Below are 24692 nucleotides of genomic sequence, written 5' to 3' on the forward strand. Positions count from 1 at the left end.
TTGCAAATAAAATAAGAATTTTTTAATATGCTTACCTATTAATTTTTAGAAAGTCTTAATAATTACATTGAAATCAGTATTAGATAACTTAAAGGCATTTAATAATTATATTAAGGGAGGAAGTGCAGACGCTGTAAAAAACGAGTTAGATTATTATAAGTACAATCTAGATTTATTAAGAAGTAACTTTAGAGAAGTGATTATTACCGATGACGAGGAGGTCGTTGAGCAAGTTCAAAATATTCTCGCCAATTTAAATATTCCTAAATCTCAATGGTTAAGCTATATCAGGAGAAAAAATCTCTATCAATTTTTGGAAAAATTAAACCGCCAGGATTTTATTCAAATCACTTATATTTTGCAATTAATTGATGAAAAAACTCAGATAAGTAAGAAAAAACTTACACTAGCTGGATTTGGCGCATTAATGATTTTTCTTTCCTCGCTTTTTATACCGCAACTGATAACAGTGAGGCTTGCGCTTCAATCATTTATTTTATCTACGTTTAGTCTACCGCTTTTAGGGCTTATTTCTAATGTCTTTTCAACAGGCTATTATCTTTATAATAACCATACTGATACCAAAAGGTCAGTTCTCAAACGCTTGCATGATAATGGCTTTGTGTTTGCAGGCTTCACAGTTAATTTTATAGCTTATGTTTTATGGATTATTGCCGCCTCCCCAATGACGCCTCTTATTGGCGGTTTATTTATTTTAGCTTCTGTGTTGAATGTTGCTAAGGAACTCATTTCATTAGGTCACTATGCCCTTAAATATATTTCTAGGGAAGCATTACCTATTACCACAGATTTTAATCTTTACCGTAGTCACATTCGTAATGAATATAGTTATTTTAATCAACGCAATAGCACGTTTATTAACTTAGTAGCAGCCATTTTAATTGTTGGGATTATGGCTGCTTGGTCCTTTTTGCCAAGCGGTATTATCTTGTCTATTGGTACATTTGTGGCCATAGGCATTGTTGCTTTAGTTAAGAAAATAATTCTTGATAGAAGTGAGAAAGTAATTAGAGAGCGGCTGCAATTACAATTGCAACACGTAAACGAAGTAGAAGAAAAATTAACTACGAAAAAGCCCTTTACCAAAGAATTAAGCCTAGAAATAGAAAAAGATGCTAGATGGAATAAGCAAAAAGAGACGTTTGCAGAACAACCCGAGGTAAGTTATACCAATTCAGCCCCTACTTACTTGCTAGTAAAAAAATTAAAATTTCTTTTCTGGCAACGTCCAGAAAATATTGAAATACCTCTCCAGAATGTCACATTAACTCCTTCTAGAGCTAAGTAATAAAATAATTATTAGTAATGAAGAGCTATAAAGTTATTATCGCATCTGTGCTTGATTGACTTCTTGCGCTTCAACTTCAGGTTCTGATAATTTAGCGACGGATTTAGTTTCTTGCATCTCTTTTTTACTTAACAATGTGTTGAAGGTGCCTATTGCTTGGTCATATTTTTTTATATTGGGATCATTAGGATTGACTTTTATTAATTCTTTTCTAGCTGCTTCTAAATCATCTTTTATCTTTTGAAGGCTTCCTTCATAAATTTTGCCATCACCTAGGGAGAATAAATTATTACCCCCTGATTTTAATTTGCCGTCTGAGGAAGTTGCCTCACGCGCAAAGAATTCCTTATTGTTTTTAGCCTGTTCTGTAAAAAATTGCCGAGCTTTATCCCAAGAAGGAAATGCCATACAATTATTCTCAGGATTGTACCTATCTTTTCCAAATTTCTTTTTAAAAGACTCAATAATGTCCTTATAATCGTCTGAGTCCTTCTTAGGCGTAGTCTTAATAAGAAGAGGGGCTGATAGCTCTTTTTCCTCGTCTTCATCTTTTACATCTTCTTCCTTAGGGTCTGTAGGGTCAGAAATTGGGATCGAGATTATCTCCATTTCTTTCTTTTCTTCTAACTTTTTCTTTTCTTCTAACTTTTTCTCCTTTTCTTTACCTTCTGTTTTAATTTGCATAGTAAACCTCGCCCTAAATTTGTATTAATATTGATCATTATGATCTAATATTTTAATTTATTTTGAGCTAAAAGACAAGATTAACATTAAGATCATCGCTGTTTCTAGCCTGTTTTAGGCTTTCCCTGTAAACTAAAGCACTTTATCAATTGATTATTAAAATTAATATGTTAGAAGTCAATCAAATTAATATAACTTTACATGATTTAAGTGAGCGCACAAAAGCACTTCGGGGGTATCTTTGACTTTGATAGCTTGCAAGAGCGTCTAGAAGAAGTAACGCGGGAGTTAGAATCTGTTGCTATTTGGGATAATCCCGAGCGTGCTCAGACTTTAGGGCGCGAGCGTGTACAGTTAGAATCAGTTGTTAACCAATTAGAGTCTTTAACTAAAAATATTGATGATTTGACTGAGCTTTTTGAGTTAGCACGTGAAGAAAGTGATGAAGAAGCAATAAACGATGTTGCTAAAGAAGTAGCATCATTAGAACAGCAAATAGCGAAATTAGAATTTCGCCGGATGTTCTCAGGTAAAATGGATAATGCAAATGCTTATCTTGATATTCAAGCAGGCTCAGGTGGAACGGAAGCACAAGATTGGGCCGAAATGTTGCTGCGTATGTACTTACGCTGGGGGGAACATCATGGTTTTGCTATGACATTAATAGAATGTTCGCCAGGTGAGGTAGCAGGGATTAAAAGTGCGACTATCCATGTAGTGGGTGAATACGCTTATGGTTGGTTACGAACTGAAACAGGCGTACATCGTTTAGTTCGCAAATCACCCTTTGATTCAGGTAACAGACGCCATACCTCATTTGCGGCTGTATTTGTTTCACCCGAAGTCGATGAAGACATTGATATTGAAATTAATCCCGCTGACTTGCGTATTGATACGTATCGTGCTTCAGGCGCCGGCGGACAGCATGTCAACCGTACTGATTCAGCAGTACGGATAACCCATATGCCAACAGGTATTGTGGTTCAATGTCAAACGGATAGAAGTCAGCATAAAAATAAAGACAGCGCTATGAAGCAATTGCGAGCTAAGCTTTATGAAATGGAGCTGCAGAAGAAAAATGCAGAGCAGCAGGCGCTTGAAGCAACCAAATCAGATATTGGTTGGGGATCACAGATACGATCTTATGTCTTAGATCAATCACGTATTAAAGATTTAAGAACAGGTGTTGAAACGAGTAATACGCAGGCTGTATTAGATGGGGATCTGGATAAATTTATAGAAGCCAGTTTAAAAGCTGGCATAGGGGCAGTAGTATGACAGAAGTAACAGTAGATGAGAGTGAAGTTTATTTAGTTCGTAAACAAAAATTAGCTAATTTGCGCAAGCAGGGGTTTAATTTTCCTAATGATTTTCGTCGTAAATATTATGCTGCTAACTTAGTAGGCCAATATAAGGATTGTACAAAAGAAGAGTTGGCTGCAGAAAGGATTCAAGTCGCTGTTGCTGGTCGTATTGTTTTGCGCCGGATTATGGGTAAGGCAAGTTTTTTCCATATTCAGGATGTATCTGGCCGTATTCAAGTGTATGTACGACAAAATGATTTGCCTGAAATCTATGAGCAATTTAAAGAATGGGATTTAGGCGATATTGTGGGTGTAACGGGAGAATTATTTAAAACCAATACTGGTGAATTAAGTATTCATGCAGACAATATCGTTTTGCTAACAAAATCCCTTCGGCCCTTACCTGATAAATTCCATGGTTTAGCTGATCAAGAAATGCGCTATCGCAAGCGTTATGTTGATTTAATTGCCAATGAAGATTCGCGGCGTACCTTTTTAATTCGTTCTCAATTAATTAAAGCGTTTCGTCAATATATGGATAGCCATCACTTTTTAGAAGTAGAGACGCCCATGATGCATCCTATTCCTGGTGGCGCTTTAGCGAGACCCTTCGTTACCCATCACAATAGCTTAAACATGGATATGTTTTTACGCATTGCACCTGAATTATATCTTAAGCGTTTAGTGGTTGGCGGGTTTGAGCGAGTTTATGAAATCAATCGTAATTTTCGCAATGAAGGCATTTCAACACGCCATAATCCTGAATTCACGATGGTGGAATTCTATCAAGCTTATGCTGATTATCATGATTTAATGGATTGTACCCAAGATTTAATGCAGCATTTATGTGATGTAGTTTTAGGTAGCCGTAAAATTAATTATCAGGGTCAAGAAATTAATTTTAATGAACCTTTCGCGCGCTTAAGTGTTAAAGAAGCAATTTTACATTACCACCCTAATTTAACACCTACTCAGTTAGAAACTGTAGAAGAATGTAAAGCTGTTTTAGACCATTTGCAATTACCCTATAAAGCCACGGATGGATTAGGTAAATTGCAAATGATTCTTTTTGAAGAAACAGTTGAACACTTATTAGTTCAGCCAACTTTCATTACTGGTTACCCAACAGAAGTATCTCCACTAGCAAGACGTAACGATATCGATCCAACTATCACGGATCGCTTTGAATTTTTTATCGCTGGCCGAGAAATTGCTAATGGCTTTTCAGAGCTTAATGATGCTGAAGATCAGGCTGAACGTTTTCATAGACAAGTTGCTGAAAAGGATGCAGGAGATTTAGAAGCCATGCATTTTGACCATGATTATATTGAAGCCCTTGAGTATGGTTTGCCACCTACAGCAGGTGAAGGTATTGGTATTGATAGGCTAGTGATGCTCTTTACCGATTCACCTTCTATACGTGATGTCATTTTATTCCCGCACCTAAGACAATTAGACTAAAACTAATTTATTTTTCTTATCCATTTATCCTGAGCAGAGATGATAACTCTGCTCGGTTCATCTAATTAATAAAAAATTATTACAAACTTCTGGACTTATTTTAGATTTTCTATTTAATAGGTAGAGTCGGTGTTCATATATTGGAAATACCTTATATTTTTTAATTTCATTGTACAAAATAGTCTTGTACAAGTAGTTGTTAGTGGGGCTCAAGGCTATGAAATCTAAAATTCAATATGAAGAAGAAATTGATAATGTATCGGACCAGGGTCCAAGTGTTTATGCTTATTTAGAAACTAAGGACGTCATTACAAGCCAGGTTTCTGATCATTATCCTATTATCCATGATGGTATTTTATTTTGGAATGTCATGATGCAAGGAAGGAAAAGGGGTAATGGATTTAATAATGGATTTGGCCTTGTCGAAGATGATGGAAATTATAAAACACGGCTGATTAAAGTAGCTCATGTTATTGCAGAAGCTGTTTATCGAGATCCCTCAATTGAAGCTATTTGCCTTTGTGAAGGACCTATTAAAGAAGAACTTGTTAAAATTTTATATGATAGTTTAAAAACATTCCCTTGGATGCAACGCTTTATAAGTGAAAATAGGTTCCATAAGCCGCAGGAAGCAGGGCCTGAGTGGGGCTTATTAATGCTTGCTGACACTCGCTATAAGGTCACTAAAGTTAATTTAGATGGCCTAAGTCACCTGCCAAACTTAGTTAATCGATTCCAGCTATGGCAATTACAACATGCTGACATAACAAAATATGTTGCTCTGGCACATTTTCCTTTTTCAGGCGATGTCTACATAACAGAAAAAACTGCACTTTCAGCACGTACCCAAATATATTGTCAATTTATTCAATATGTTTTGGATCAATATGAAGATAAACGTTTAATCTTTTGCGCAGATTTTAATTTTAATCCTTACTTAATAGGTCAACCAACAGAAAGAGTCTTAGATCAAATAGCTAATCACAATAGTATTTTATTAAACTTTGAAGAAAAATCCGGCTTATTTAATACCGATGCCGTGACGGTTGATGGTATTTTGTTATCACAAAAAGAAAAACAAAACTATCTTAATTCTGTGAGTCAGCAAGGTTTAATTCGAAACCTAAAATATGATTATCAATTCTTTAGATTAGCGGTTAAAGACGCTATAGGACAAAAGGACTCCAATGAGCATTTAACTTTTATTCCGACACTTGCTTCGCAAGCTGGTTAACTAAATATTTATTTAAAACAATTTAAAACGTTGCTACCAAAAAAATGAATAAAATCAGTTTGGTTTTTATTAACATTGTGCAACACAATTTTCTCAAATCCTAGCGACATATACTCGCTTATCCATTGAATATGTTGTTTAGGATCTTCTGAAATGTGAACATAATCATAAAGCTGCTCAGGCTGTACTAATGCGGCTGCCTGTTCAAATTGCTCAGGCGTCCTTAACTCAGCTAACATACTGCTGCCAAAAACATTGCTTTTCCATTGATCAAAAGCACCTTCTAGAGCAGCCCCTTTAGAGCGCTCATAGGAAAGTTGTACCTTTAAAATCATAGGTTTGTTGCTACCACCGTTTTCTCGCCAGGCTTTAACGACAGCTCTTACTTGTTCTAAAGGTTGAGAAACAGTTACAAGCCCCTCAGCCCAAGTGGCAAGCCAAGCAGCTGTTTGGGGTGTAATTGCTGCACCAAACAGAGCAAGAGGCGAGCAAGGTCGTGTGTAAAGTGTGGCTTGCTCAATGGTTATCAAACCCTTATGTGTGACTGTTTTACCCTGCCATAAGGCACGAATGATATCGGCTGCTTCTTTAAGTCTGGCATTTCTTTCCTCTTTAGCAGGCCAATGTAAGCCAGTAATTGCCTCATTTAAAGCTTGCCCACTACCAAGACATAACCAAAATCGCTTTGGAAATAAGCTATCAATTGTTGCTGCTGCTTGAGCAACCATAGCTGGGTGATAGCGAAATGTTGGACAATTAATTAAACCATATTCAAAAGAGGTCTGACTCATGGCAACGCCAAGCCATGCCCAAGAAAAAGCAGAGTGGCCCTGCTTTCTATTCCAGGGATGAAAGTGGTCAGAAGAAAAGGCAAAATCAAATCCTGCTTGTTCGGCTTGTCTAACATAATCAAGTAAACACGCAGGAGAAAATTGCTCATGTGAGATATGATAACCTAATTGAACCCTACTCATTAGTGTAATTTGCTCCTGCAATTAATTAGTTTAATAATGCTTAATTAATGACGAATTTCTGCCGTTTCTGCACTGGTAAAATGTAATTTATTATCTTTCCAAGAAACATGGATTGTATCACCAGAAGTAAATTGCCCAGTCAGTAAGGCTTGTGCTAATGGGTTTTCCAGTTCTTGTTGAATAGTACGTTTAAGCGGTCTTGCACCGTAAACTGGATCAAATCCTGCTTTTCCTAAATGCGCAAGTGCTTTAGGATCAACATCTAAGCGAATATTTAATTGTTGTAAACGTTGTTGTAAATTACTGATTTGAATACCAGCAATGGTCGTAATTTGTTCTTGACTAAGCGGATGAAATACTACCGTATCATCAATTCGATTGATAAATTCCGGACGAAAATGCTGGCTCACAATTCCCATGACCGCTTCTTTTAATTGATCATAACTCACCTTAGCAGCCATATCTTGAATCAAATGTGATCCTAAATTAGAAGTCATAACAATCACTGTATTGCGAAAATCGACAGTACGGCCTTGGCCATCCGTTAAACGGCCATCATCCATAACCTGAAGTAAAATGTTAAATACATCCGTATGCGCTTTTTCAATTTCATCAAGTAAAATAACAGAATAGGGTCGTCGTCTTACAGCTTCCGTTAAATAACCGCCTTCTTCATAACCAACATAACCAGGTGGTGCACCTATGAGGCGAGCAACAGAATGTTTTTCCATGAATTCAGACATATCAATTCTAACCATGGCCTCAGTAGTATCAAATAAAAAGGCAGCTAACGCTTTACAAAGTTCAGTTTTACCCACACCTGTTGGGCCTAAGAAGAGAAAAGAGCCAATAGGTCGATTAGGATCAGAAAGTCCTGCCCGTGAACGGCGGATAGCATTAGAAACTACTTCTACTGCTTCATCCTGACCGATTAAACGTTTATGCAGCGCTTCTTCCATATGAAGTAATTTTTCTTTTTCGCCCTCCAGCATTTTAGCCACAGGAATGCCAGTCCATTTAGAAACAACTTCAGCAATTTCTTCTTCAGTCACTTTATTACGAACTAAACGATGCTCTGTATTGTCTTCTTTTTCATTCACTTGTAACAATTGCTTTTCAAGCTCAGGGATGCGGCCATATTGCAATTCAGACATACGTGCTAAATCACCCGCTCTGCGCGCTGTATCTAATTCTACTTTTGCTTGTTCAAGTGCTTCTTTAATATGGGTTGCGCCTTGCAAAGTCGCTTTCTCGGCTTTCCAAACTTCTTCTAAATCAGTGTAATTTTTTTCTAGCTCATCAATACTGTGTTGTAAATCTTGGAGTCTTTTTTTAGAGGCTTCATCATTTTCTTTTTTTAGTGCTTCTCGCTCTATCTTTAATTGAATTAAACGCCTTTCTAGTTTATCTAAGCTTTCTGGCTTGGAATCGATTTCCATGCGAATTAAGCTGGCTGCTTCATCAATCAAGTCGATCGCTTTATCAGGCAATTGACGATCACTAATATAACGATGTGAAAGCGTTGCTGCAGCAATAATGGCAGGGTCAGTAATTTCAACCCCATGATGAACTTCATAACGTTCTTTTAAACCACGTAAAATAGCAATAGTGTCTTCTACTGAAGGTTCATCAATTAATACTTTTTGGAAGCGGCGTTCAAGGGCGGCATCTTTTTCAATATATTGACGGTATTCATCGAGTGTGGTTGCGCCAATACAATGCAGTTCACCACGGGCTAGAGCTGGTTTTAACATGTTACCAGCATCCATAGCACCTTCTGCTTTTCCTGCGCCTACCATGGTATGTAATTCGTCAATAAATAAGATAATTTGACCTTCTTGTTTACTTAAATCCTTTAATACTGCTTTCAAGCGTTCTTCAAACTCACCACGAAACTTAGCACCAGCAATAAGAGCGCCCATATCAAGAGAAAGCAGACGTTTATTTTTTAATCCTTCAGGCACTTCACCATTAACAATACGTTGTGCTAAACCTTCAACAATTGCGGTTTTTCCAACACCTGGTTCACCAATTAAAACAGGATTATTTTTAGTACGTCGTTGTAACACTTGAATAGTTCGGCGAATTTCATCATCACGGCCAATCACTGGATCAAGTTTGCCTTGTTCTGCGCGTTCAGTTAAATCAAGTGTATATTTTTCTAAAGCTTGCCGTTGATCTTCTGCATTGGGATCATTGACAGCGTCTCCGCCACGGACATCATCTATTGCTTTTTCTATTGATTCTTTAGTAGCGCCTGCTTGTTTAAGTATACGTCCTAAATTTCCTTCTTCACTAATGGCTGCTAGTAAAAATAACTCACTTGAAATATAGGCATCTTTGCGTTGCTGAGATAACTTATCTGTTAAATTAAGCAAGCGATTTAAAGCATTTGAAATATGAATATCACCGCCTGTACCTGCTACCTTAGGTAGCCTATCCAATGCTTGATCTAAAGAAGTACGAAGCTGAGCAATATTTGCACCTGCCTTAGTTAATAAAGGCCGCGTGCTGCCACCTTGTTGATCAAGCAACGCTTTTAAGACATGTTCAGGCTCAATAAAACTGTTATCTCGGCCTAATGCAAGTGATTGAGCATCTGCAAGAGCCATTTGAAATTTTGAGGTAAGTTTATCCATTCTCATCGTATAACCTCTCTATCATAACTTATTTATGCTTGCTTGCATAAGTTAAGTCTGGTTAAATATCGACCTTTATCTCTTACATTACAAGGCTAAAAGGTATTAATTACAGTCTTACTGCCGTAAAATAAGGGCTGAAATTCAAAAAACAAGTAGTAAAGCGGTCTATTTATGAATAATTTTCCTAACCAACAGTCTGATTCACAAGCGCTATTAAATCAAATAATTCTTGAATATATGCGTGAACAAAAGCGCAAGCGCCGTTGGCGTTGGGCAATACGTATTCTTATCGTTGTATTAATCATTATGGCTTTTTTTAAGGTGAATTCTTTATTAGACACTGATAAAGAAGTGCCTGATAAAGCGCATGCTGGTTTAGTTGATTTAGAGGGAACTATTTCTGATGATGGTGGAGGCAATGCCGAAAATTTTGTTAAAGGTTTAGATAAGGCGTATAAAAATAAATCTCTCAAAGCCTTAATCATTCGTATCAATAGCCCTGGTGGAAGCCCTGTACAAGCGGATTATATGTATAGCGCTTTACGGCATTACCGCGCTCAGTATCCTAATGTTAAGACCTATGCCGTGTGCGTTGATGTTTGTGCTTCAGCGGCTTATTATGTTGCTTCCGCAGCCGACGAAATTTACGCAAATGAATCAAGTATGGTAGGCTCCATAGGCGTACTTTATAATGGCTTCGGGTTTGTTGATGCCATGCAGAAATTAGGTATTTCAAGACGTTTGCAAACAGCAGGTAATAATAAGGGCTTTTTAGATCCATTTTCGCCTGTTACACCTGAGCAGCAACAAATTCTACAAACCATGCTCAATGATGTACATCAGCAATTTATCAATCGCGTCAAAGAAGGACGAGGCTCGCGTTTACACGTTGATAATCAAACCTTTTCAGGTTTATTTTGGACAGGAAATCAAGCGAAAGCACGCGGGCTTATTGATGGCTTTGCAAGCAGCGGACAACTTGTACGTGATGTCTTAAAATTAAATACTGTCATTGATTACACTTATAAGCAAAGTGTTTTTGAAAGAGTGAGCCGTAATGTTGGTACTGCCATTGCTGATGAGCTTCCTAAAGCGTTAGGCCTTAAGCCTGGTATTAGGGAATAATTCTAAATTTTAGGGGTAAGAAACTATAAGTTCATTACCCCCTACATAATTAACCTTTATTGGAGTTGTCGCCAAGATTGTCTGCCGGTAGGCTGTTGTCCTGGGTTTTCATTAACTTTCTGTATACTACCACTTGTGCCTGCAAGATATTTATATTCTTTAGTGCCTGCATTTAAGATTGCCGGAGAGGCTGTAAGACCGACTTCTGATTTAATACCGCTGGCGGTTAAGGTCATTTGCTGGCCATCGGGCGTTGTTATGGTCACTGCATCTAATGAGTTAAATTGCCCATCTTGATTTAAATCAAAGACATTAAAGTTTAAGCGGCTGCCAGTATTGGCATTTAGTTCCATAAGCCAACTTGTACCGCCATAATCACAAGGATCACTATTAGGAATAACGGTGGTAAAAATAATACGGCCATTTAAATAAATCATATCAGATACAATACGTTCACCTTGCGCTTGACCATTATAGATTAAATCCATATACCAGCCGCGTTGAGTTGTCATCGAATTATTACTTGTGACACGCAAATTATCTTGCTCGCCGGTAATGGTCTGCTCTAGAAGCTGTGAGCGGTCAATACTTGTAGAAGTATCATCATCCTGAATTGCGTATATTGTCTGGACACTTAAATCCGTTTTATCACTCGTTTCTATATACTTACCCGTACCAATATAAATTTGTAAACCGCCTGTACTGAAATTAAGGCGGGATACAGCAGGACGGGTGGTAATAGGTTGGCGCTTACCCGTGCTATCTTTAGCAATAAAGAATGGCGTGGGAGTCGTACTAGTACTTGATGGGCCTCTAAAGCTCCATAAATTTGGATCAGTGGCAGAAATATCTATTTTCCATAAATTACCAAATAAGTCGCCCGCATAAATAACATCGGCAATCATATTACCGTCTCTATCGACTACAGTTGGCGTTGACATGCCGTTAGGCCTGGCGAGATTTAACGGATCAGCACTCATACCAACTTTAGTTTCGAATTTTCTAATAAGACTGCCAGTATTAATATCAACGACATAGATAACTGCCTGCCCTGTTGAACTAACAGCTGTATCACTATGAGTGTTGTTGTAGCCATTGCCAAAGATAGCTGCCCATTGTCCATTAGCAAGACGTACAATAGAGGCTTGCCCGAAAGAAAAACCCATATCAGGATCATTTACGTCAGTAAATTCCCACTTACCAATGTCACTTGCCTTAGCTTCTGAAAAACTGGCTGGATCAGTCACATCTAATGCAAAAATACCTTGGCCACCGGCATTAAGAGAACCGACTAATATAGTTCGCCATTGACTATTAATAAAAACATCAATTGCATTAGGGGAGCCATCTACATAATAGCGGTGGGTATAATTTGGGCTAGTTAATTGGTTTAAGTTAGCAAATACACTGGCAGGTACATAAGCAAATAACTCATTACCTGTATCCGCATCGAAAGCATGTAACATACCATCATTAGCGCCAACATAAATAACGGGTTTTCGATTTAAATTAGCATCTCTAAAGGTACTATAAGGTGATGTATTTTCAGGCGCACTACCAGTCCAAACGAGAGGGTAATTTTGTTTCGGTACATCGACCAGTATGGGGCCTGAATTAATAATATCACCTAAAGGTGTGCTTCGATTGCGAAAAGTGCCACCATTTTGTTTTTCTTTGCTGCGATCGCCACGAATATAATTAAGCCGTTCACTACCTAGATTGTCTATAAGGGCGGTAGAGGGATTAGTATTTAAGGCAGTCGATTGTACTGTATCTAATTCATTTAAAGATGGTGAGGAGAGGTTAGTTGGCCACCTAAAGGGTATTCCTGTTTTAGTGGATGGTTTATAAGTAATAATATTGCGACCTGTACTGAAATTCTGTAACTTTAATTTTTCAGCAGCATCCCATATTGCGCCTTGCGTTGAAGAACCCGTATGAAGAATATCGCCATTGTCCGGATTAATCGCAAATGCAAGAAGTCGACCGCTCCAGTCTAAGGTACGGAAAATAGCTTGATAAATTAAAGTACCTGATCTTAAGGAGCTACTACTTAAGGTAGCCGATGAAAAGGAGCCCGATCTATCCATAATCGCTTGAAAAGCTTTTAACAGTTGTGCCCCTAAATTGCTGGCATTGGTAATTAGAAAATAGTTATCTGGATTGCCACTGCCTGAAGTATCGTATTCGCTTTGTATATCAGGCACATTGTTATTATTGCTGTCGGTAAAGCCGCCCCATTTTGCTGCATACCATAAGGGTGAATTAAAGGTTTTAGCGGGTCCTACCCCACTAGCAGTAAACGTGCGAGTCGTTACCCAAGGAAGGGGTTGACCATCACTCCAAGTACCGCCTGGAAAGCTACCTGGCGGGGTATCGTAAATATAGTCAACATCTTGGTTCGTTGCCGTATCTTTATCTCTAACCTCTAAGTAGATTCCATCCTTTGTTGTGCCAGAAATAACATAACCTAAATGTTGTTTTTTACCACTGTTGGCAAAAAGGCTTTCAGTGGTAATAGTAATCGTGTTATCTACATTGACATTGATTGTGTAACGAATAATAGTATCGATACCAAAACCAGAGCCTGACTGTAAATCAGAAAAGTTAACCGTAAATATACCTTGATTGGCAGTAAGGTAATCAACATAAATGTCAACGACAGCACTAGTAGGCTGGTTATTGCCCCCATTTTCATTAATCTGCGAGCCGGAAACCGATTTAGCAAAAGGAATGATACTAACGCTACTACCACCCACTTTAAAATTAATCTCTGGTCTGGGCGGTGATAAAACAACTGCAAACAATTTAGCATTTTGTTTGCCTGTTACACTGCTTAAGTCATTTAGCCAGGCATAATAGCCTATGCTGGCAGGATAGTAACTACCTTCATAAGCGGTGTCATAAGGCGCAAGGCCACGAATATTGCCAAAGCTTGTGACAAGCTTGGCGGTGGGATTTCCATCGGCGTTGGTGCCTGACTCACCAACAAAGGCAAAAAGACTTGAAAAGCCTTCACCATTAAAAATAGTTTGGGCAAGTGAGGAAGCATTAAGAGAGGGTAAATCACCTGAAAAAGGATTAAAGGCATTACCTGGCACGTAATCACTGTCGTAGGTAGGGTAAAAATCACTAATAGAAAGAATATTAGCTTTGGCGCAGAAAGGGTAATTTACATAAGGATTTTGCCAACTCGCTTTAGGTAAATCAAGGCTGGTATCTCTTCCAGAGGAGTAGTCAAAAGCAGGGGTTGCGCCTCCTTTACCTGCAAAATAACGAACTGCTTCATAGATCATTTCAGCAATGGGTTCACCAAGCATTTCGCAAGCGCCGCTGGTTAAATTTTTATAAGCGCATACAAAGGTAGTGGTATTAGGGTGCGTAAAGGTTAATTTATTGATAGTGGAGATAATACCGTTAACGGCTGTAAACTGACCTGTTGTTAGGTTTATCTCATCACGAATACTACCTATATTTTTGCGAAGAACCCCGCCATTAATATTATTCGCATAAGAGCCTGTGATAAGCCCAAAGAGCATGGAATCATTTTCACCGAACTCTTGTAAGAGTCCAATGGGTTTATAATTGCCGTTAGGATAGACTCGGCAGTTAGGTTCAAGCCCTACGTTTGCATCACAAACCCTTACTTGAATAGAAAAGTCATTAACGCCTGGAATAGCGTCGGCACTACCTTTAAATTCAAGATCTAGCCATTGCCAGGTTGTATAGGTTTGATTTAAAGCAACTCTGAGCATCGGGAAGCCATTTTTGTTCAATGAGCCACTAAAAAAGATGTGTCTGTAAGATGAGCTGCTTGGTGCAGCAAATGGGGTATAATCACTAATATTGTAGCCATCTGTAAGCTCATAATCTTTTGCCCAACTGTGCCCATCTAAAGGAACATAAGCACGCCGTAATACCGTTTGCGAGGTAGTATCAACAACACGTAACCCACCATAGAGCACTTTACGAACTGCATCAAATCGAGCGGTAGTTAGATAATTTAAAAAATTACCACTCCAACTTCCTGGACATTTTCTATTAGATGCAATTGAAATTGGATAGAAAAGATTACCGCCTGTATCATACGCGTAACATTTGTTGCTATCAAAATAACCGAAATAGTCAAAAGACGGTTTAAAAGTGTATTCGATAGTCCCATCACCATCTAAATCAGTGAAATCATCGTACGCTTCAAAATAAAATTTATGATCCCGCCCTAAAACAAGCATCGTCATCGGTGCGACGGATTCAGTGAAAAAAAGTGGCGATTGCGCTAAATTTAAGGGTGCGGCATAGCTTACACCATAAAATAAATTAGCTATTGTCAAAAGCAGCAAGAAAAAACGTCTCATTAGAATCGCCTCGCTACAGTAGTTTGTAAATAAGTTACCGATTCGCTATTGGCGCCTACGCCACGGGCCGTAATTCGATAATAATGTACACCTGTCCCAAACGTAGCACTGCCTACCACAGGTGAATCAGGGACAAATTGTAAATATTCAATGACATAACGAGGTGCTGCTGCGACATTACTAAGCTGGCTTACATAGGCTGCAGAGTTACTAGACCACCATGAAGCTGACTGACTATATAAACTAGTACTGTCATACATTTGCCGTACACAAGGATAAGCTGGGCAATTATTTGTATAGATAACTGGCTGCCTTGTTTGTGTAATTAACCAATCCTCACCCGCATTCAAAGCTGATTCAGCAGCTCTAAGCGAGATTTCTTTGTCTTGTAAATTAACTGACATTCGTTCTTGCATATGGCCAACTTGAACAGAACCAACTGCAAGAATTGTAATCACAAATAATAAAATAAGGGCTATAGCAAGCGTTGCTCCATGCTGCTTTTTCATACGGGTAACCCTCGATTACGTAAGGTTATAAAAGTGACCCACTCACGCCTAATTTTTCTGTCAGTAGGCGTAATTGTTACCCCATTAAAAGTATAAGGTCTAGGTCTATCAGCTACATTATCAACAGTAGCTAATAACAAATTAATTTGTACACTAATAACATTATTCCAGTTATTACCATTATTTACTTGGGTTGCTGTTTGGTAGCTATTAACTGTATTATCACTGTCAGTGTCTACACCATAAGCAATGCGAAGTTGCTCAACGCCTTCAGCTATTTCATCTTCATTTCCATTCACATCTAGTCTTACTAGGGATGTGATAGGCTGATTTTGACTATTCATGCGGCCTGTATCTTTGATATAAAAGGCATAGTAAATGAGCCGCATAACTTGGGCATTGGTTAAGTATGCGATGCTTAAATTATCTGAGGTATTAATGCCTGTAGGATGAGTAATGGCCGTATCACTGGTGCCTGTACCTGCCATAAAAATATTACCAATCACGCAGTTAGTAATGATTAATGGGGTCCCACTTTGCGCCCCCAGTCCCGAATAAACATTAATGACACTGTTAGGCTGAGCCATATCAGCGCTTAAATGTACCCCATTACTTGAAGCCATACGGATTTCTATTATATCGCTCCCACTTAAAGGCGATTTGGAACTTATATTAGTAGGTAAATCAGGTGTAAAGGAAGTTCCACTGCTACTAAATCCTTGCAAAGGTTTGTCATAATTTAACATTGTTGAGTAATTTGAGACCAAATTTGTCAATGCAACTTGTCGTTGGTTAGTACAGCCTTGAAAGCCTGCCATGCGAATGTCACGGGCTAGAATATAGTTTGCATAGCGGCCATTTTCCTGTAACCGAGCTAAAGCAGACTGGACTGAAAAAGTAGCCTTATTACTTAAATAAACAGCACCAATGCCCGCGACCAATAGAGTACCAATCGTGGTGGCGATTAAAAATTCAAGTATAGTAAAGCCTGCTGGTTTAATCATAACTCGACCTCTACACGCAGGCAGGTTAAATCGACATTAGTATTACCACTGCAGGTTGTTCCGGTTGCGCCTGTGCGGTCGTTATCCCAGAATAGAGTAACAGTGAAGCGTTGTCCGTTGCGAGTTACAGTACCTTGTCCTGATGGCAAAAGTTGAGCATTAGTCGTATTCCATTGATAAATATCTCGTTGTGCTATTTGGGTACTTGAACAAGTGGTGCATGTTGGCATAGTCCCTGTGCCGGAAACATTATTATAAGCACCGGCATTAACGCCTGCGTAATTAGATTGCATACGATCTATCATGTTATTAATTTGATTAATTGCTATAGAGCGGAGTAGTGCGGAATGGTTATCATGAACAGCGCGCGCTTGTAATGCTGCTATCCCTAAAAGACCAACAGCAAGAACAATTACACTAATTAAGACCTCAAGCAAACTAAAGCCATATTGTTTGCTTTTCCTTACAATCATATTGACTCATAAAATAGGGATTATCATAAAGTTAAGCAAAAAATGTACCGAAATTAGACTTTTACATTCAAACAAAATCAAACTTAAGATTTATTGTCTAAATTAAAATTGCATTTTATAAAAAACGAGTTATGCTGAAATAAGTAGTTAACTGTTTAAATAAGTTTAAAGGACTATAACTTTTTTCTTGACCTTAAGCTTAAGTAAAAAAATAACTTACTTTAATATTAAGCATCTTAAATACCATGTCACAGACCTCATTATATTTCTGTAATTTAAAGTCTTCACAGCTTAACTTTGTCAATAAAGAGTTTGAGCCTGTTGTGCTCGATAGTTTAAGTGGTTTATTTGCTTATATTCTTTTTAAGGATATAAAACTTTTAGTTATTAGTAATTTAAAAGATTATCAAAGTAATCATGCCGGTATAAATTTAATTCGAAAAGCATTCAGAAAGAGGTTAATAGAAGAATCTCTTCACAAATCTATTGGTATTACTTTATTCCCTGACGAGCCAGATTTAGGTGGAGAGATATTGCTATTAAAAGGGGAGATCATTTTTTGGAATTTTAAAAGCAGAAGCTATTCTGAGAAGAATGCAGCGTTACATGACGAAAGTTTACAATTGCAGCAGCAAATACAAGAATCAGGTTTACTTCCTGAGTGTTTTATTAGTATTAGAAAATCTGAGCTTTTTGAAAAATTTTATCTAAAAACTTATTTTGCTCCTAATGGGCAATATCAGCAAAATCCTTCTAAAGTCGCCCAACTGCTATCTTTAGCACTAGGTTTATCGCCACTGTTAAGTAAACAGAAGCTACCAAGTATGCCTTGGGAAGCAGGTGCAGAAATTAAAAATAGTTGCTCTGCTAGTACTACTTCAGCGGCAAATAATGCATTTTCTTTTTTTAATAGAACTTCAGAAAGCCAGGCATTATTAACTATTGAGCCTGATTCACCTAAACTTTAATAGAAAGTTAGCGGCTTACAATAGGAGCTAATGTCTGTAATATTGACTTAAATACTTTAGGTGTTCCTGCAATAACATCGCCTTGATCAAAATAATTTTCCCCGCCCTGTAAATCACTCACTAAACCGCCAGCTTCTTTTACAAGTAAGGATGCCGCTGCAAGATCCCATGGGCGCAATCCGAATTCCCAAAAGCCATCTAAACGGCCACAGGCTACATAAGCAAGATCAAGTGCTGCTGAGCCTGTTCGACGCACGCCAGCACATTTAGTAGCCATTGCCTCAAAAGTAGGTAGGTAACGTTGGGTTAGCAAAGCATTCCGGAAAGGAACACCTGTGCCAAGTAATGCCGCATTCAGTAACGTTTGTTTTGAGACACGTATTCGTCTGTCATTTAATTGTGCTCCCCGGCCACGACTTGCTGAGAAACATTCATGACGAATAGGATCATAAACTACGCCATGTTCAATCCGGTTTTTTATTTTAACTGCAATAGAAACGGAGACAAAAGGAAAGCCATGTAAATAATTTGTGGTGCCATCCAGGGGGTCAATAATCCAAATGGTTTCTGCATTATCATTAAACACACCACTTTCTTCAGCTAAAATACCATGCTCAGGATAAGCTTTTTGAATTGTCTTAATGATAGCTTGCTCAGCCTTTACATCCACTTCACAAAAATAGTCATTTGAGCCTTTAGCACTGACTTTAATTCTATCAACTAACTCTAAATTACGTAAAATAATTTCACCTGCCTGACGGGCAGCATTTATAGCTATATTTAATAATGGATGCATGCGTTGCTCTTGGAAGACAAAATCAGGTATTCTAGCATGTTTTTTTATTTAAGGCAGTTATTGTAAAATTTAAACTTAAGTTGGTTAATCAAGTCAGACTGTCTTATAAGCTTACTTATGATGGCTTAAAATTGCGCACTTATGTACTTAATAATTAATCACTTTCTTTTATAAGAATAAATTATCTAAGATTATTATGAATTTTAATTCAATCCGTATTGTATTAGTAGCTACTTCTCATCCCGGCAATATTGGTTCAACAGCACGGGCGATGAAAACAATGGGCTTTAATCGGCTCTATTTAGTTGCGCCTAAATCTTTTCCCGACCAAAAAGCATTTGAGTTGGCGGCAGGGGCTGATGATGTATTAGAACAGTGCCTGGTTGTTCATTCTTTAAAGGATGCTTTGCATGACTGTCAACTAGTGATTGGAACGAGTGCGAGACCTAGGGGAATTGATCTACCAGGTTTATTACCTAAAGATTGTGCAAAGCTCATTTCTAAACAGCCAGATAGTACTGAAGTCGCTATTGTGTTTGGCAGGGAGCATGCAGGTTTAACGAATGAAGAATTGTTGCAGTGTCATTATCATGTCAATATTCCTAGCAACCCTATTTATAGTTCATTAAATTTAGCCCAAGCAGTACAAATTATTGTGTATGAATTAAGAATTTCTCTGCTAGCGCCAACGCTAAAAGTTAGCCATACTCAAAATAAACTAGCAACTGTAAATGAAATAGAACAATTTTATAGTCATTTAAGGGAAGTATTGTTAACGATTAACTTTTTAAAGAAAGACAATCCGCGCAAATTACAAGAACGATTACGACGATTATTTAATCGAGTAGGTCTAGAGCAAATGGAAGTTAATATTTTACGTGGCATTCTTACATATATACAAAGAGCATTACAAAAAAGCGAGAAATGAAGCAAGTGGATACTGAAAAGTTACCAATTTATTTTGATTATATGGCTACTACGCCAGTCGACCCGCAAGTTGCCCAGAAAATGATACAATACCTGGGTCCTGAAGGGATATTTGGTAATCCTAATTCAATAACTCATGAATACGGCAGGCTTGCGGCTTTAGCCGTTGAGAATGCCAGGTTACAAATTGCTAATTCCATTGCTGCTACGCCACGAGAAATTATTTTTACTTCAGGTGCAACAGAAGCAGATAATCTCGCTATTATTGGTGCGGCGCACTTTTATCAACGTAAAGGTCGCCACCTTATTACCATGACAACTGAGCATAAAGCGGTTCTTGATAGTTTTGCGCAACTAGAAAAAGAAGGGTTTGTAGTGACTTATTTAAATCCTAAATCAAATGGTTTACTAGATTTAGATGATTTAAAAGAAGCCCTGCGGCCTGATACTATCCTAGTTTCAATTATGCATGTTAATAATGAAATTGGTGTTATCCAAGATATTCAAAGCATTGGTAACTTACTTAAACAGCGAGGTATTATCTTTCATGTAGATGCAGCACAAAGCGCAGGTCGATTACCTATTAACTTACAAGAATTAGCAGTTGATTTAATGGCTTTTTCTGCTCATAAGAACTATGGCCCTAAAGGCGTAGGTGCATTATATATTCGCCATAAACCGCGTATTCGTATCGAATCACGTTCTTTTGGTGGTGCTCACGAAGGGGGATTAAGAGCAGGAACATTAGCCACTCACCAAATAATCGGAATGGGTGAAGCCTTTCATTTAGCCCAAATAAAACGCATTGATGAACAAGCCAGATTATTAAAATTAAGGCAAAAACTCTGGCAGGGCATCGAAAATATTCCCGGTATTAAACTCAATGGTCATCCAACTGAGCGAATTGCAGGTAATCTTAATGTAACCTTTTCAGGAATTCATGGTGAATCTTTGTTACTTGCTCTGCGTCAATTAGCTGTTTCTACCACCTCTGCTTGTGCATCAGCAAGTTTTGCACCGTCATATGTTTTAAAAGCATTAGGTTTAAGTGCTGAAGCAGCCTATAGCTCTATCCGACTTTCTATAGGTCGCTTTACAACGGAGGAAGATATTAAGCAAGCTATTGAAATTATTAACACGCAGATTTTGCGACTGCAGCAGATGGCACCTTTATGAGTTATAATGATCTTGTGAAACGCTATTTTTTTCAACCAGAGCATATTGGAAACTTAGATTGTACTTTAGCTAGGACTGTATATTGTTCTATAAGTGATGCATCTAAAAGTAATTATTTTGATTTATATTTATCTTGTGATGAGTCAGGACGAATTATAAAAGCATGTTTTAAAGCATGTGGTAGCCCCTATTTAATTGCGAGCCTTGAATGGCTTTGTAGCCAATTAGAAGGTAGCTTTATTAAAGTACATCCTGAACTAACTTACTTAGTGTTAGTAAATCATTTAGAAATACCTAATCACTTATATCCAATAGCAATCTTAGTTGAAAAAGGCTATAACAATATTATATTGGCTATGAAAAAAAGGCTCAATGAGGAAAAGAAATGAGTGGAGTTGTAAATTATACAAGCGATCGTAATCAAGGCGTTACTCTAACTGAAGCAGCAAAACGTCATGTGATATCTTATCTTGATAAAGAACCTAATAGTCAAGGTGTTCGTTTCTCAGTCAAAAAAACAGGCTGTTCCGGTCTATCTTATGTGGTGGATTATGTCATTCACCCCCAAGAAAATGATATCGCGCTACCCTTAGATGAACGCTATCAAATTTGGATTGATAAAGGAAGTTACCCTTTTTTAAAAGGCATGATTATTGACTATGTTAAACAAGGGTTAAATTATAAATTTGTTTTTGATAATCCTAATCAAACGGGTCAATGTGGTTGTGGCGAAAGTTTTACTGTAGAGCTTATTTAATAGTTCTCTAAATTGCCCTAATTTCTAAAAGTTTCGAGCTGTTTTAGGCAGGGATGCTGTCTTTGTTTTCTAACTGTTAAAGTTAATAATTATGTCTCCTTTGTATTCAAATTTAACTAATCTGACTTAAGTTTTACTAACTAGAGCCAGGCGCATTAAACTTGATTAAATTAATATAAAAATGTACAATAAAGGTTCGAATTTAAATTTTGAGATTATAGATGATTTGCTGGAGTAATCTAAGAACATATCATTTTGCGTGTCGACTATAAAAAAAGCTTGATAAATGCTCAGTTTTTCCTTAAGCTTCCCTTAATAAATGAATATGATTAAATCAATATTTACATAGTTTGTAATATTTGGTAGTATATAAGTCACGGTGTTCTGTTTATGATAAATGGAACAGTTTTTATTTATTTAATTTTAACTATTTAAGTATATGGAGAGATGTAATGAATGCAGTAATGCAGGATATTGAGCAAGTTAATGAAGCATTAACTCAGCAAGTGATAAGCGCAGTGAAGGGATATCTAAATACAGTAGGCAGTAAAGATGCAAATTTAAATCTTTATCAACTTATTGTTGAAGAAGTTGAAGCACCTTTATTTCGTACTGTTATGGAATTAACTCGCTATAATCAATCAAAAGCAGCTCGAGTTTTAGGCGTTAGCCGAGGAACTTTACGTACTAAATTAAAACGTTATTTTGATGACGAATTTATTGGTACGCGTGGCTAATTCTGGCATTCTCAAGCTCAATTTGCTACGATAATAACAAGCTGGTCAGGCAATCGCTCTTTGTCTTCAAAGGGAGGAAAGTCCGGGCTCCTTAGGGTAAAGTGCCAGGTAATACCTGGGAGGCGTAAGCCTACGGAAAGTGCCACAGAAAATATACCGCCTTTTTAAGGTAAGGGTGAAATGGTGCGGTAAGAGCGCACCGCACAACTGGTAACAGTTGTGGCAGGGAAAACCCCACTTGGAGCAAGACCAAATAGGAACCCATTCTCATTAATTTGAGTGCACATGACCCGTGTGGGGTTCGGGTAGGTTGCTTGAGGTATATGGTGACATATATCCCAGATAAATGATTGCCCGCGACAGAACCCGGCTTATCGACCAGCTTGTTTATTATCTAATTTACGCCAATTCTTTATCGGCAATTGCAAATGAGTAGTATTTTTTTAAATAAAAAAAACAAAAAGAAGTCTTGGAACTATATTTCCGGTTTGAAATGTTCTCCTTCTATTAATAGCCCCTGTCGTAATCATATTGCTCTATTTGGTGTAATGAAGCGCTTATTGAAGAGCTCTTTATTAAGCTAAAGCTTGATTTTATTTTTTCTGAGACTTACTATCGACCCTCTCTAATGCTGGAGAGCTTTCGCTATGATGTTATGCATTGATGTTGGTAATTCTCATATTTATGGTGGTGTTTTTATTGAAGAAAATTTACAACTTCGTTTCCGACATACTTCAAAAATAAGTGCATCTGATGAGCTAGGTATCTTCTTAAAAACAGTTCTACGAGAAAATCAATGTGAACCTGATGAAATTAGCGAAATAGCAATTTGTTCAGTTGTACCGCAAATTGATTACTCATTACGTGCAGCATGTATCAAATATTTTTCTATTGATCCATTTGTGTTGCAAGCGGGAGTAAAGACTGGTCTAAATATTAAGTATAGAAATCCGTTAGAAGTTGGCGCTGATAGAATAGCAAATGCAATTGCTGCAGTGAATGCTTATCCTTCGCAAAATATTATTGTTATTGATTTTGGTACAGCGACCACTTTTTGTGCTATTAACGCTCAAAAGGCTTATTTAGGTGGTACTATTTTGCCAGGTGTGCGCTTATCTGTCGATGCGCTCTCTAGTAATACTGCCAGGCTTCCAGCAGTAGAGATTACGAAAATGGAACAAGCACTTGGCCGTTCTACAGCCGAAAGTATTCAAGCGGGTGTATTTTTTGGGGCATTAGGGGCTTGTCGAGAGCTTCTTTCTAAGATTAAATTAGAAGCTTTTCCAGAGCAAGAGGTACTCATACTTGCTACCGGCGGATTTGCATCATTATTTGAGGAGCAAGCACTTTACCATCATTTAATTCCTGATCTAGTCTTACAGGGTATTCGTCAAGCCGCTATTTTAAATCGTTAGGTATAATCCTAGAAAAAGCAGTTAAAACCTACTGCGCAAGCCAAAGGCCCGGAATCTGCTGGACTTTTTTTAATTTTTTCGTTCACCGTAGTGGTGACTACTGCTTTCACGAAAAAATTAAAAAAAGTCCAACATCTTCAGTACCTTTAGCTTGCTCGCTACGGTTTCAACCGCTTTTTCTAGGATAATGTTTTATTACCGATCAGAGTAGTTTATTAATATTCACTCCAATCATTTTTCTTCGTTTTTACATCAAACAGAGAAATTTTGATCCATCTAACGCTAGAAAATTACATTTCTATAGTGTATAAAAGTGGAGTAAAATATAAAAAAGTGGAGAATTGTGGGTAAATTCGAGTTTACCCATATTACTTAAATATGTTTCGTGGAATCAATACAAGCACATTAGATGGAAAGGGGCGCTTTATGGTGCCTATCCGCTATCGTGAAGTATTGTGTGCTGAGGAAAGTAGCTCATTGGTCGTTACTATTGATACAGAGCTCTGTCTTCTTGCTTATCCTTTAGCACAATGGCAAATTATCGAGAAAAAATTACAAGATTTACCTAGTTTTGATAACGTAGCACGTCGCATTCAACGCTTACTTATTGGGCATGCTACTGATGTTGAGCTAGATAATAGTGGACGTATTTTATTACCCAGTGTTCTACGTGAATACGCTAAATTAGACAAACATATAGTCATAATTGGCCAAGGTAATAAATTTGAAATTTGGAATGAAATGTTGTGGCAGCAAAAGCGTGAGCATTGGTTGGCTGAAAAAGCATTGCAGTTAGATAGTTTACCAGAGGAAATGAAAAATTTTTCTTTATAATGGGAAAA

Annotated in this window: 21 protein-coding genes and 1 other RNA gene; 14 read left to right on the forward strand and 8 right to left on the reverse strand. The window is 37.6% G+C overall.

From position 1 onward, the window contains the following. Window positions 1-67: 67 nt before the first annotated feature. Entirely contained in the window at window positions 68-1309 is a 1242-nt protein-coding gene (locus ACQUW5_RS03895) for a hypothetical protein (protein ID WP_444989901.1), read from the forward strand. 36 nt (window positions 1310-1345) lie between these two features. On the opposite strand, the gene ACQUW5_RS03900 is transcribed toward ACQUW5_RS03895, so the two are convergent. Beyond that, window positions 1346-1993, reverse strand: coding sequence for a hypothetical protein (locus ACQUW5_RS03900; protein ID WP_444989902.1), 648 nt, complete (start codon window positions 1991-1993; stop codon window positions 1346-1348). Window positions 1994-2160: 167 nt separating this feature from the next. On the opposite strand from ACQUW5_RS03900, the gene prfB reads away from it, so the two are divergent. The 3 genes from prfB to ACQUW5_RS03915 all read left to right on the forward strand — a co-directional run bounded on the left by prfB (window position 2161) and on the right by ACQUW5_RS03915 (window position 5992). Then, a protein-coding gene (gene prfB / locus ACQUW5_RS03905; protein ID WP_444990023.1) for a peptide chain release factor 2 occupies window positions 2161-3271 on the forward strand; the annotation gives its coding sequence in 2 pieces (ribosomal slippage) (window positions 2161-2235 and window positions 2237-3271; 1110 coding nt in all). After that, a complete protein-coding gene (lysS, locus tag ACQUW5_RS03910) occupies window positions 3268-4758 on the forward strand; it encodes a lysine--tRNA ligase (protein WP_444989903.1) in 1491 nt (496 codons plus the stop codon). Before prfB ends, lysS begins: the two co-directional genes overlap by 4 nt. 217 nt (window positions 4759-4975) lie before the next feature. Beyond that, the gene (locus ACQUW5_RS03915) at window positions 4976-5992 is read left to right on the forward strand and encodes a hypothetical protein (protein ID WP_444989904.1); all 1017 of its coding nucleotides are present in this window, start codon (window positions 4976-4978) and stop codon (window positions 5990-5992) included. 8 nt (window positions 5993-6000) lie between these two features. On the opposite strand, the gene ACQUW5_RS03920 is transcribed toward ACQUW5_RS03915, so the two are convergent. Both ACQUW5_RS03920 and clpB read right to left on the reverse strand, forming a co-directional pair. Next, window positions 6001-6966, reverse strand: a complete 966-nt coding sequence (locus ACQUW5_RS03920; RefSeq protein ID WP_444989905.1) for a TIGR03885 family FMN-dependent LLM class oxidoreductase — start codon at window positions 6964-6966, stop codon at window positions 6001-6003. A 44-nt stretch (window positions 6967-7010) separates the two neighbouring features. Continuing rightward, a complete protein-coding gene (clpB, locus tag ACQUW5_RS03925) occupies window positions 7011-9611 on the reverse strand; it encodes an ATP-dependent chaperone ClpB (protein WP_444989906.1) in 2601 nt (866 codons plus the stop codon). A 168-nt stretch (window positions 9612-9779) separates the two neighbouring features. Here clpB and ACQUW5_RS03930 point away from each other — a divergent pair, with 168 nt between their 5' ends. After that, window positions 9780-10733 carry a S49 family peptidase gene (locus ACQUW5_RS03930; RefSeq protein WP_444989907.1) on the forward strand — a complete coding sequence of 318 codons (954 nt, stop codon included), beginning with the start codon at window positions 9780-9782 and terminating at the stop codon, window positions 10731-10733. A gap of 56 nt (window positions 10734-10789) precedes the next feature. Here ACQUW5_RS03930 and ACQUW5_RS03935 read toward each other — a convergent pair whose 3' ends face one another. Genes ACQUW5_RS03935 through pilV form a run of 4 tightly spaced genes read right to left on the reverse strand, consistent with a single transcriptional unit; the run spans window position 10790 to window position 17074 of the window. Then, window positions 10790-15088, reverse strand: coding sequence for a pilus assembly protein (locus ACQUW5_RS03935; RefSeq protein ID WP_444989909.1), 4299 nt, complete (start codon window positions 15086-15088; stop codon window positions 10790-10792). Beyond that, window positions 15088-15597 (reverse strand): pilus assembly PilX family protein, encoded by a 510-nt coding sequence (locus ACQUW5_RS03940; RefSeq protein ID WP_444989910.1) that lies wholly within the window; start codon window positions 15595-15597, stop codon window positions 15088-15090. The genes ACQUW5_RS03935 and ACQUW5_RS03940 overlap by 1 nt, the downstream gene beginning before the upstream one ends. Next, complete coding sequence (locus ACQUW5_RS03945) at window positions 15594-16601, reverse strand: PilW family protein (RefSeq protein ID WP_444989911.1); 1008 nt, start codon at window positions 16599-16601, stop codon at window positions 15594-15596. Before ACQUW5_RS03945 ends, ACQUW5_RS03940 begins: the two co-directional genes overlap by 4 nt. Continuing rightward, entirely contained in the window at window positions 16598-17074 is a 477-nt protein-coding gene (gene pilV / locus ACQUW5_RS03950) for a type IV pilus modification protein PilV (RefSeq protein WP_444989912.1), read from the reverse strand. The genes ACQUW5_RS03945 and pilV overlap by 4 nt, the downstream gene beginning before the upstream one ends. A 245-nt stretch (window positions 17075-17319) precedes the next feature. On the opposite strand from pilV, the gene ACQUW5_RS03955 reads away from it, so the two are divergent. Next, window positions 17320-18042, forward strand: a complete 723-nt coding sequence (locus ACQUW5_RS03955) for a hypothetical protein (protein WP_444989913.1) — start codon at window positions 17320-17322, stop codon at window positions 18040-18042. Window positions 18043-18049: 7 nt separating this feature from the next. Here ACQUW5_RS03955 and ACQUW5_RS03960 read toward each other — a convergent pair whose 3' ends face one another. After that, window positions 18050-18838 (reverse strand): inositol monophosphatase family protein, encoded by a 789-nt coding sequence (locus ACQUW5_RS03960; RefSeq protein WP_444989914.1) that lies wholly within the window; start codon window positions 18836-18838, stop codon window positions 18050-18052. A 196-nt stretch (window positions 18839-19034) separates the two neighbouring features. On the opposite strand from ACQUW5_RS03960, the gene ACQUW5_RS03965 reads away from it, so the two are divergent. The 8 genes from ACQUW5_RS03965 (at window position 19035) to mraZ (ending at window position 24684) form a co-directional block, all read left to right on the forward strand. Beyond that, window positions 19035-19766, forward strand: a complete 732-nt coding sequence (locus ACQUW5_RS03965; RefSeq protein WP_444989915.1) for an RNA methyltransferase — start codon at window positions 19035-19037, stop codon at window positions 19764-19766. Next, window positions 19763-20941, forward strand: coding sequence for an IscS subfamily cysteine desulfurase (locus tag ACQUW5_RS03970; protein ID WP_444989916.1), 1179 nt, complete (start codon window positions 19763-19765; stop codon window positions 20939-20941). Before ACQUW5_RS03965 ends, ACQUW5_RS03970 begins: the two co-directional genes overlap by 4 nt. Continuing rightward, complete coding sequence (locus tag ACQUW5_RS03975; RefSeq protein ID WP_444989917.1) at window positions 20938-21330, forward strand: iron-sulfur cluster assembly scaffold protein; 393 nt, start codon at window positions 20938-20940, stop codon at window positions 21328-21330. The genes ACQUW5_RS03970 and ACQUW5_RS03975 overlap by 4 nt, the downstream gene beginning before the upstream one ends. Next, window positions 21327-21698, forward strand: coding sequence for a HesB/IscA family protein (locus ACQUW5_RS03980; protein WP_444989918.1), 372 nt, complete (start codon window positions 21327-21329; stop codon window positions 21696-21698). Before ACQUW5_RS03975 ends, ACQUW5_RS03980 begins: the two co-directional genes overlap by 4 nt. Window positions 21699-22150: 452 nt before the next feature. Then, window positions 22151-22435, forward strand: a complete 285-nt coding sequence (locus ACQUW5_RS03985; protein ID WP_115330395.1) for a helix-turn-helix domain-containing protein — start codon at window positions 22151-22153, stop codon at window positions 22433-22435. 37 nt (window positions 22436-22472) lie between these two features. Beyond that, window positions 22473-22825: RNase P RNA component class A (gene rnpB, locus ACQUW5_RS03990), an RNA gene on the forward strand. Between the two features lie 257 nt (window positions 22826-23082). Further along, complete coding sequence (locus tag ACQUW5_RS03995) at window positions 23083-23850, forward strand: type III pantothenate kinase (protein WP_444989919.1); 768 nt, start codon at window positions 23083-23085, stop codon at window positions 23848-23850. A 378-nt stretch (window positions 23851-24228) separates the two neighbouring features. Then, a complete protein-coding gene (gene mraZ / locus ACQUW5_RS04000) occupies window positions 24229-24684 on the forward strand; it encodes a division/cell wall cluster transcriptional repressor MraZ (protein ID WP_444989920.1) in 456 nt (151 codons plus the stop codon). Window positions 24685-24692: the final 8 nt, after the last annotated feature.

The sequence above is a fragment of the Legionella pelazae genome (assembly GCF_052527395.1).

Coding starts and splice junctions, on each gene's coding strand:
- ACQUW5_RS03970 (WP_444989916.1), top strand. CDS start 19,763: ATGAAGCAAGTGGATACTGAAAAGTTACCAATTTATTTTGATTATATG.
- ACQUW5_RS03915 (WP_444989904.1), top strand. CDS start 4,976: ATGAAATCTAAAATTCAATATGAAGAAGAAATTGATAATGTATCGGAC.
- pilV (WP_444989912.1), bottom strand. CDS start 17,074: ATGATTGTAAGGAAAAGCAAACAATATGGCTTTAGTTTGCTTGAGGTC.
- ACQUW5_RS03940 (WP_444989910.1), bottom strand. CDS start 15,597: ATGAAAAAGCAGCATGGAGCAACGCTTGCTATAGCCCTTATTTTATTA.
- ACQUW5_RS03920 (WP_444989905.1), bottom strand. CDS start 6,966: ATGAGTAGGGTTCAATTAGGTTATCATATCTCACATGAGCAATTTTCT.
- clpB (WP_444989906.1), bottom strand. CDS start 9,611: ATGAGAATGGATAAACTTACCTCAAAATTTCAAATGGCTCTTGCAGAT.
- ACQUW5_RS03935 (WP_444989909.1), bottom strand. CDS start 15,088: ATGAGACGTTTTTTCTTGCTGCTTTTGACAATAGCTAATTTATTTTAT.
- ACQUW5_RS03960 (WP_444989914.1), bottom strand. CDS start 18,838: ATGCATCCATTATTAAATATAGCTATAAATGCTGCCCGTCAGGCAGGT.
- ACQUW5_RS03900 (WP_444989902.1), bottom strand. CDS start 1,993: ATGCAAATTAAAACAGAAGGTAAAGAAAAGGAGAAAAAGTTAGAAGAA.
- ACQUW5_RS03965 (WP_444989915.1), top strand. CDS start 19,035: ATGAATTTTAATTCAATCCGTATTGTATTAGTAGCTACTTCTCATCCC.
- ACQUW5_RS03985 (WP_115330395.1), top strand. CDS start 22,151: ATGAATGCAGTAATGCAGGATATTGAGCAAGTTAATGAAGCATTAACT.
- ACQUW5_RS03955 (WP_444989913.1), top strand. CDS start 17,320: ATGTCACAGACCTCATTATATTTCTGTAATTTAAAGTCTTCACAGCTT.
- ACQUW5_RS03995 (WP_444989919.1), top strand. CDS start 23,083: ATGATGTTATGCATTGATGTTGGTAATTCTCATATTTATGGTGGTGTT.
- ACQUW5_RS03930 (WP_444989907.1), top strand. CDS start 9,780: ATGAATAATTTTCCTAACCAACAGTCTGATTCACAAGCGCTATTAAAT.
- lysS (WP_444989903.1), top strand. CDS start 3,268: ATGACAGAAGTAACAGTAGATGAGAGTGAAGTTTATTTAGTTCGTAAA.
- ACQUW5_RS03980 (WP_444989918.1), top strand. CDS start 21,327: ATGAGTGGAGTTGTAAATTATACAAGCGATCGTAATCAAGGCGTTACT.
- ACQUW5_RS03945 (WP_444989911.1), bottom strand. CDS start 16,601: ATGATTAAACCAGCAGGCTTTACTATACTTGAATTTTTAATCGCCACC.
- ACQUW5_RS03975 (WP_444989917.1), top strand. CDS start 20,938: ATGAGTTATAATGATCTTGTGAAACGCTATTTTTTTCAACCAGAGCAT.
- mraZ (WP_444989920.1), top strand. CDS start 24,229: ATGTTTCGTGGAATCAATACAAGCACATTAGATGGAAAGGGGCGCTTT.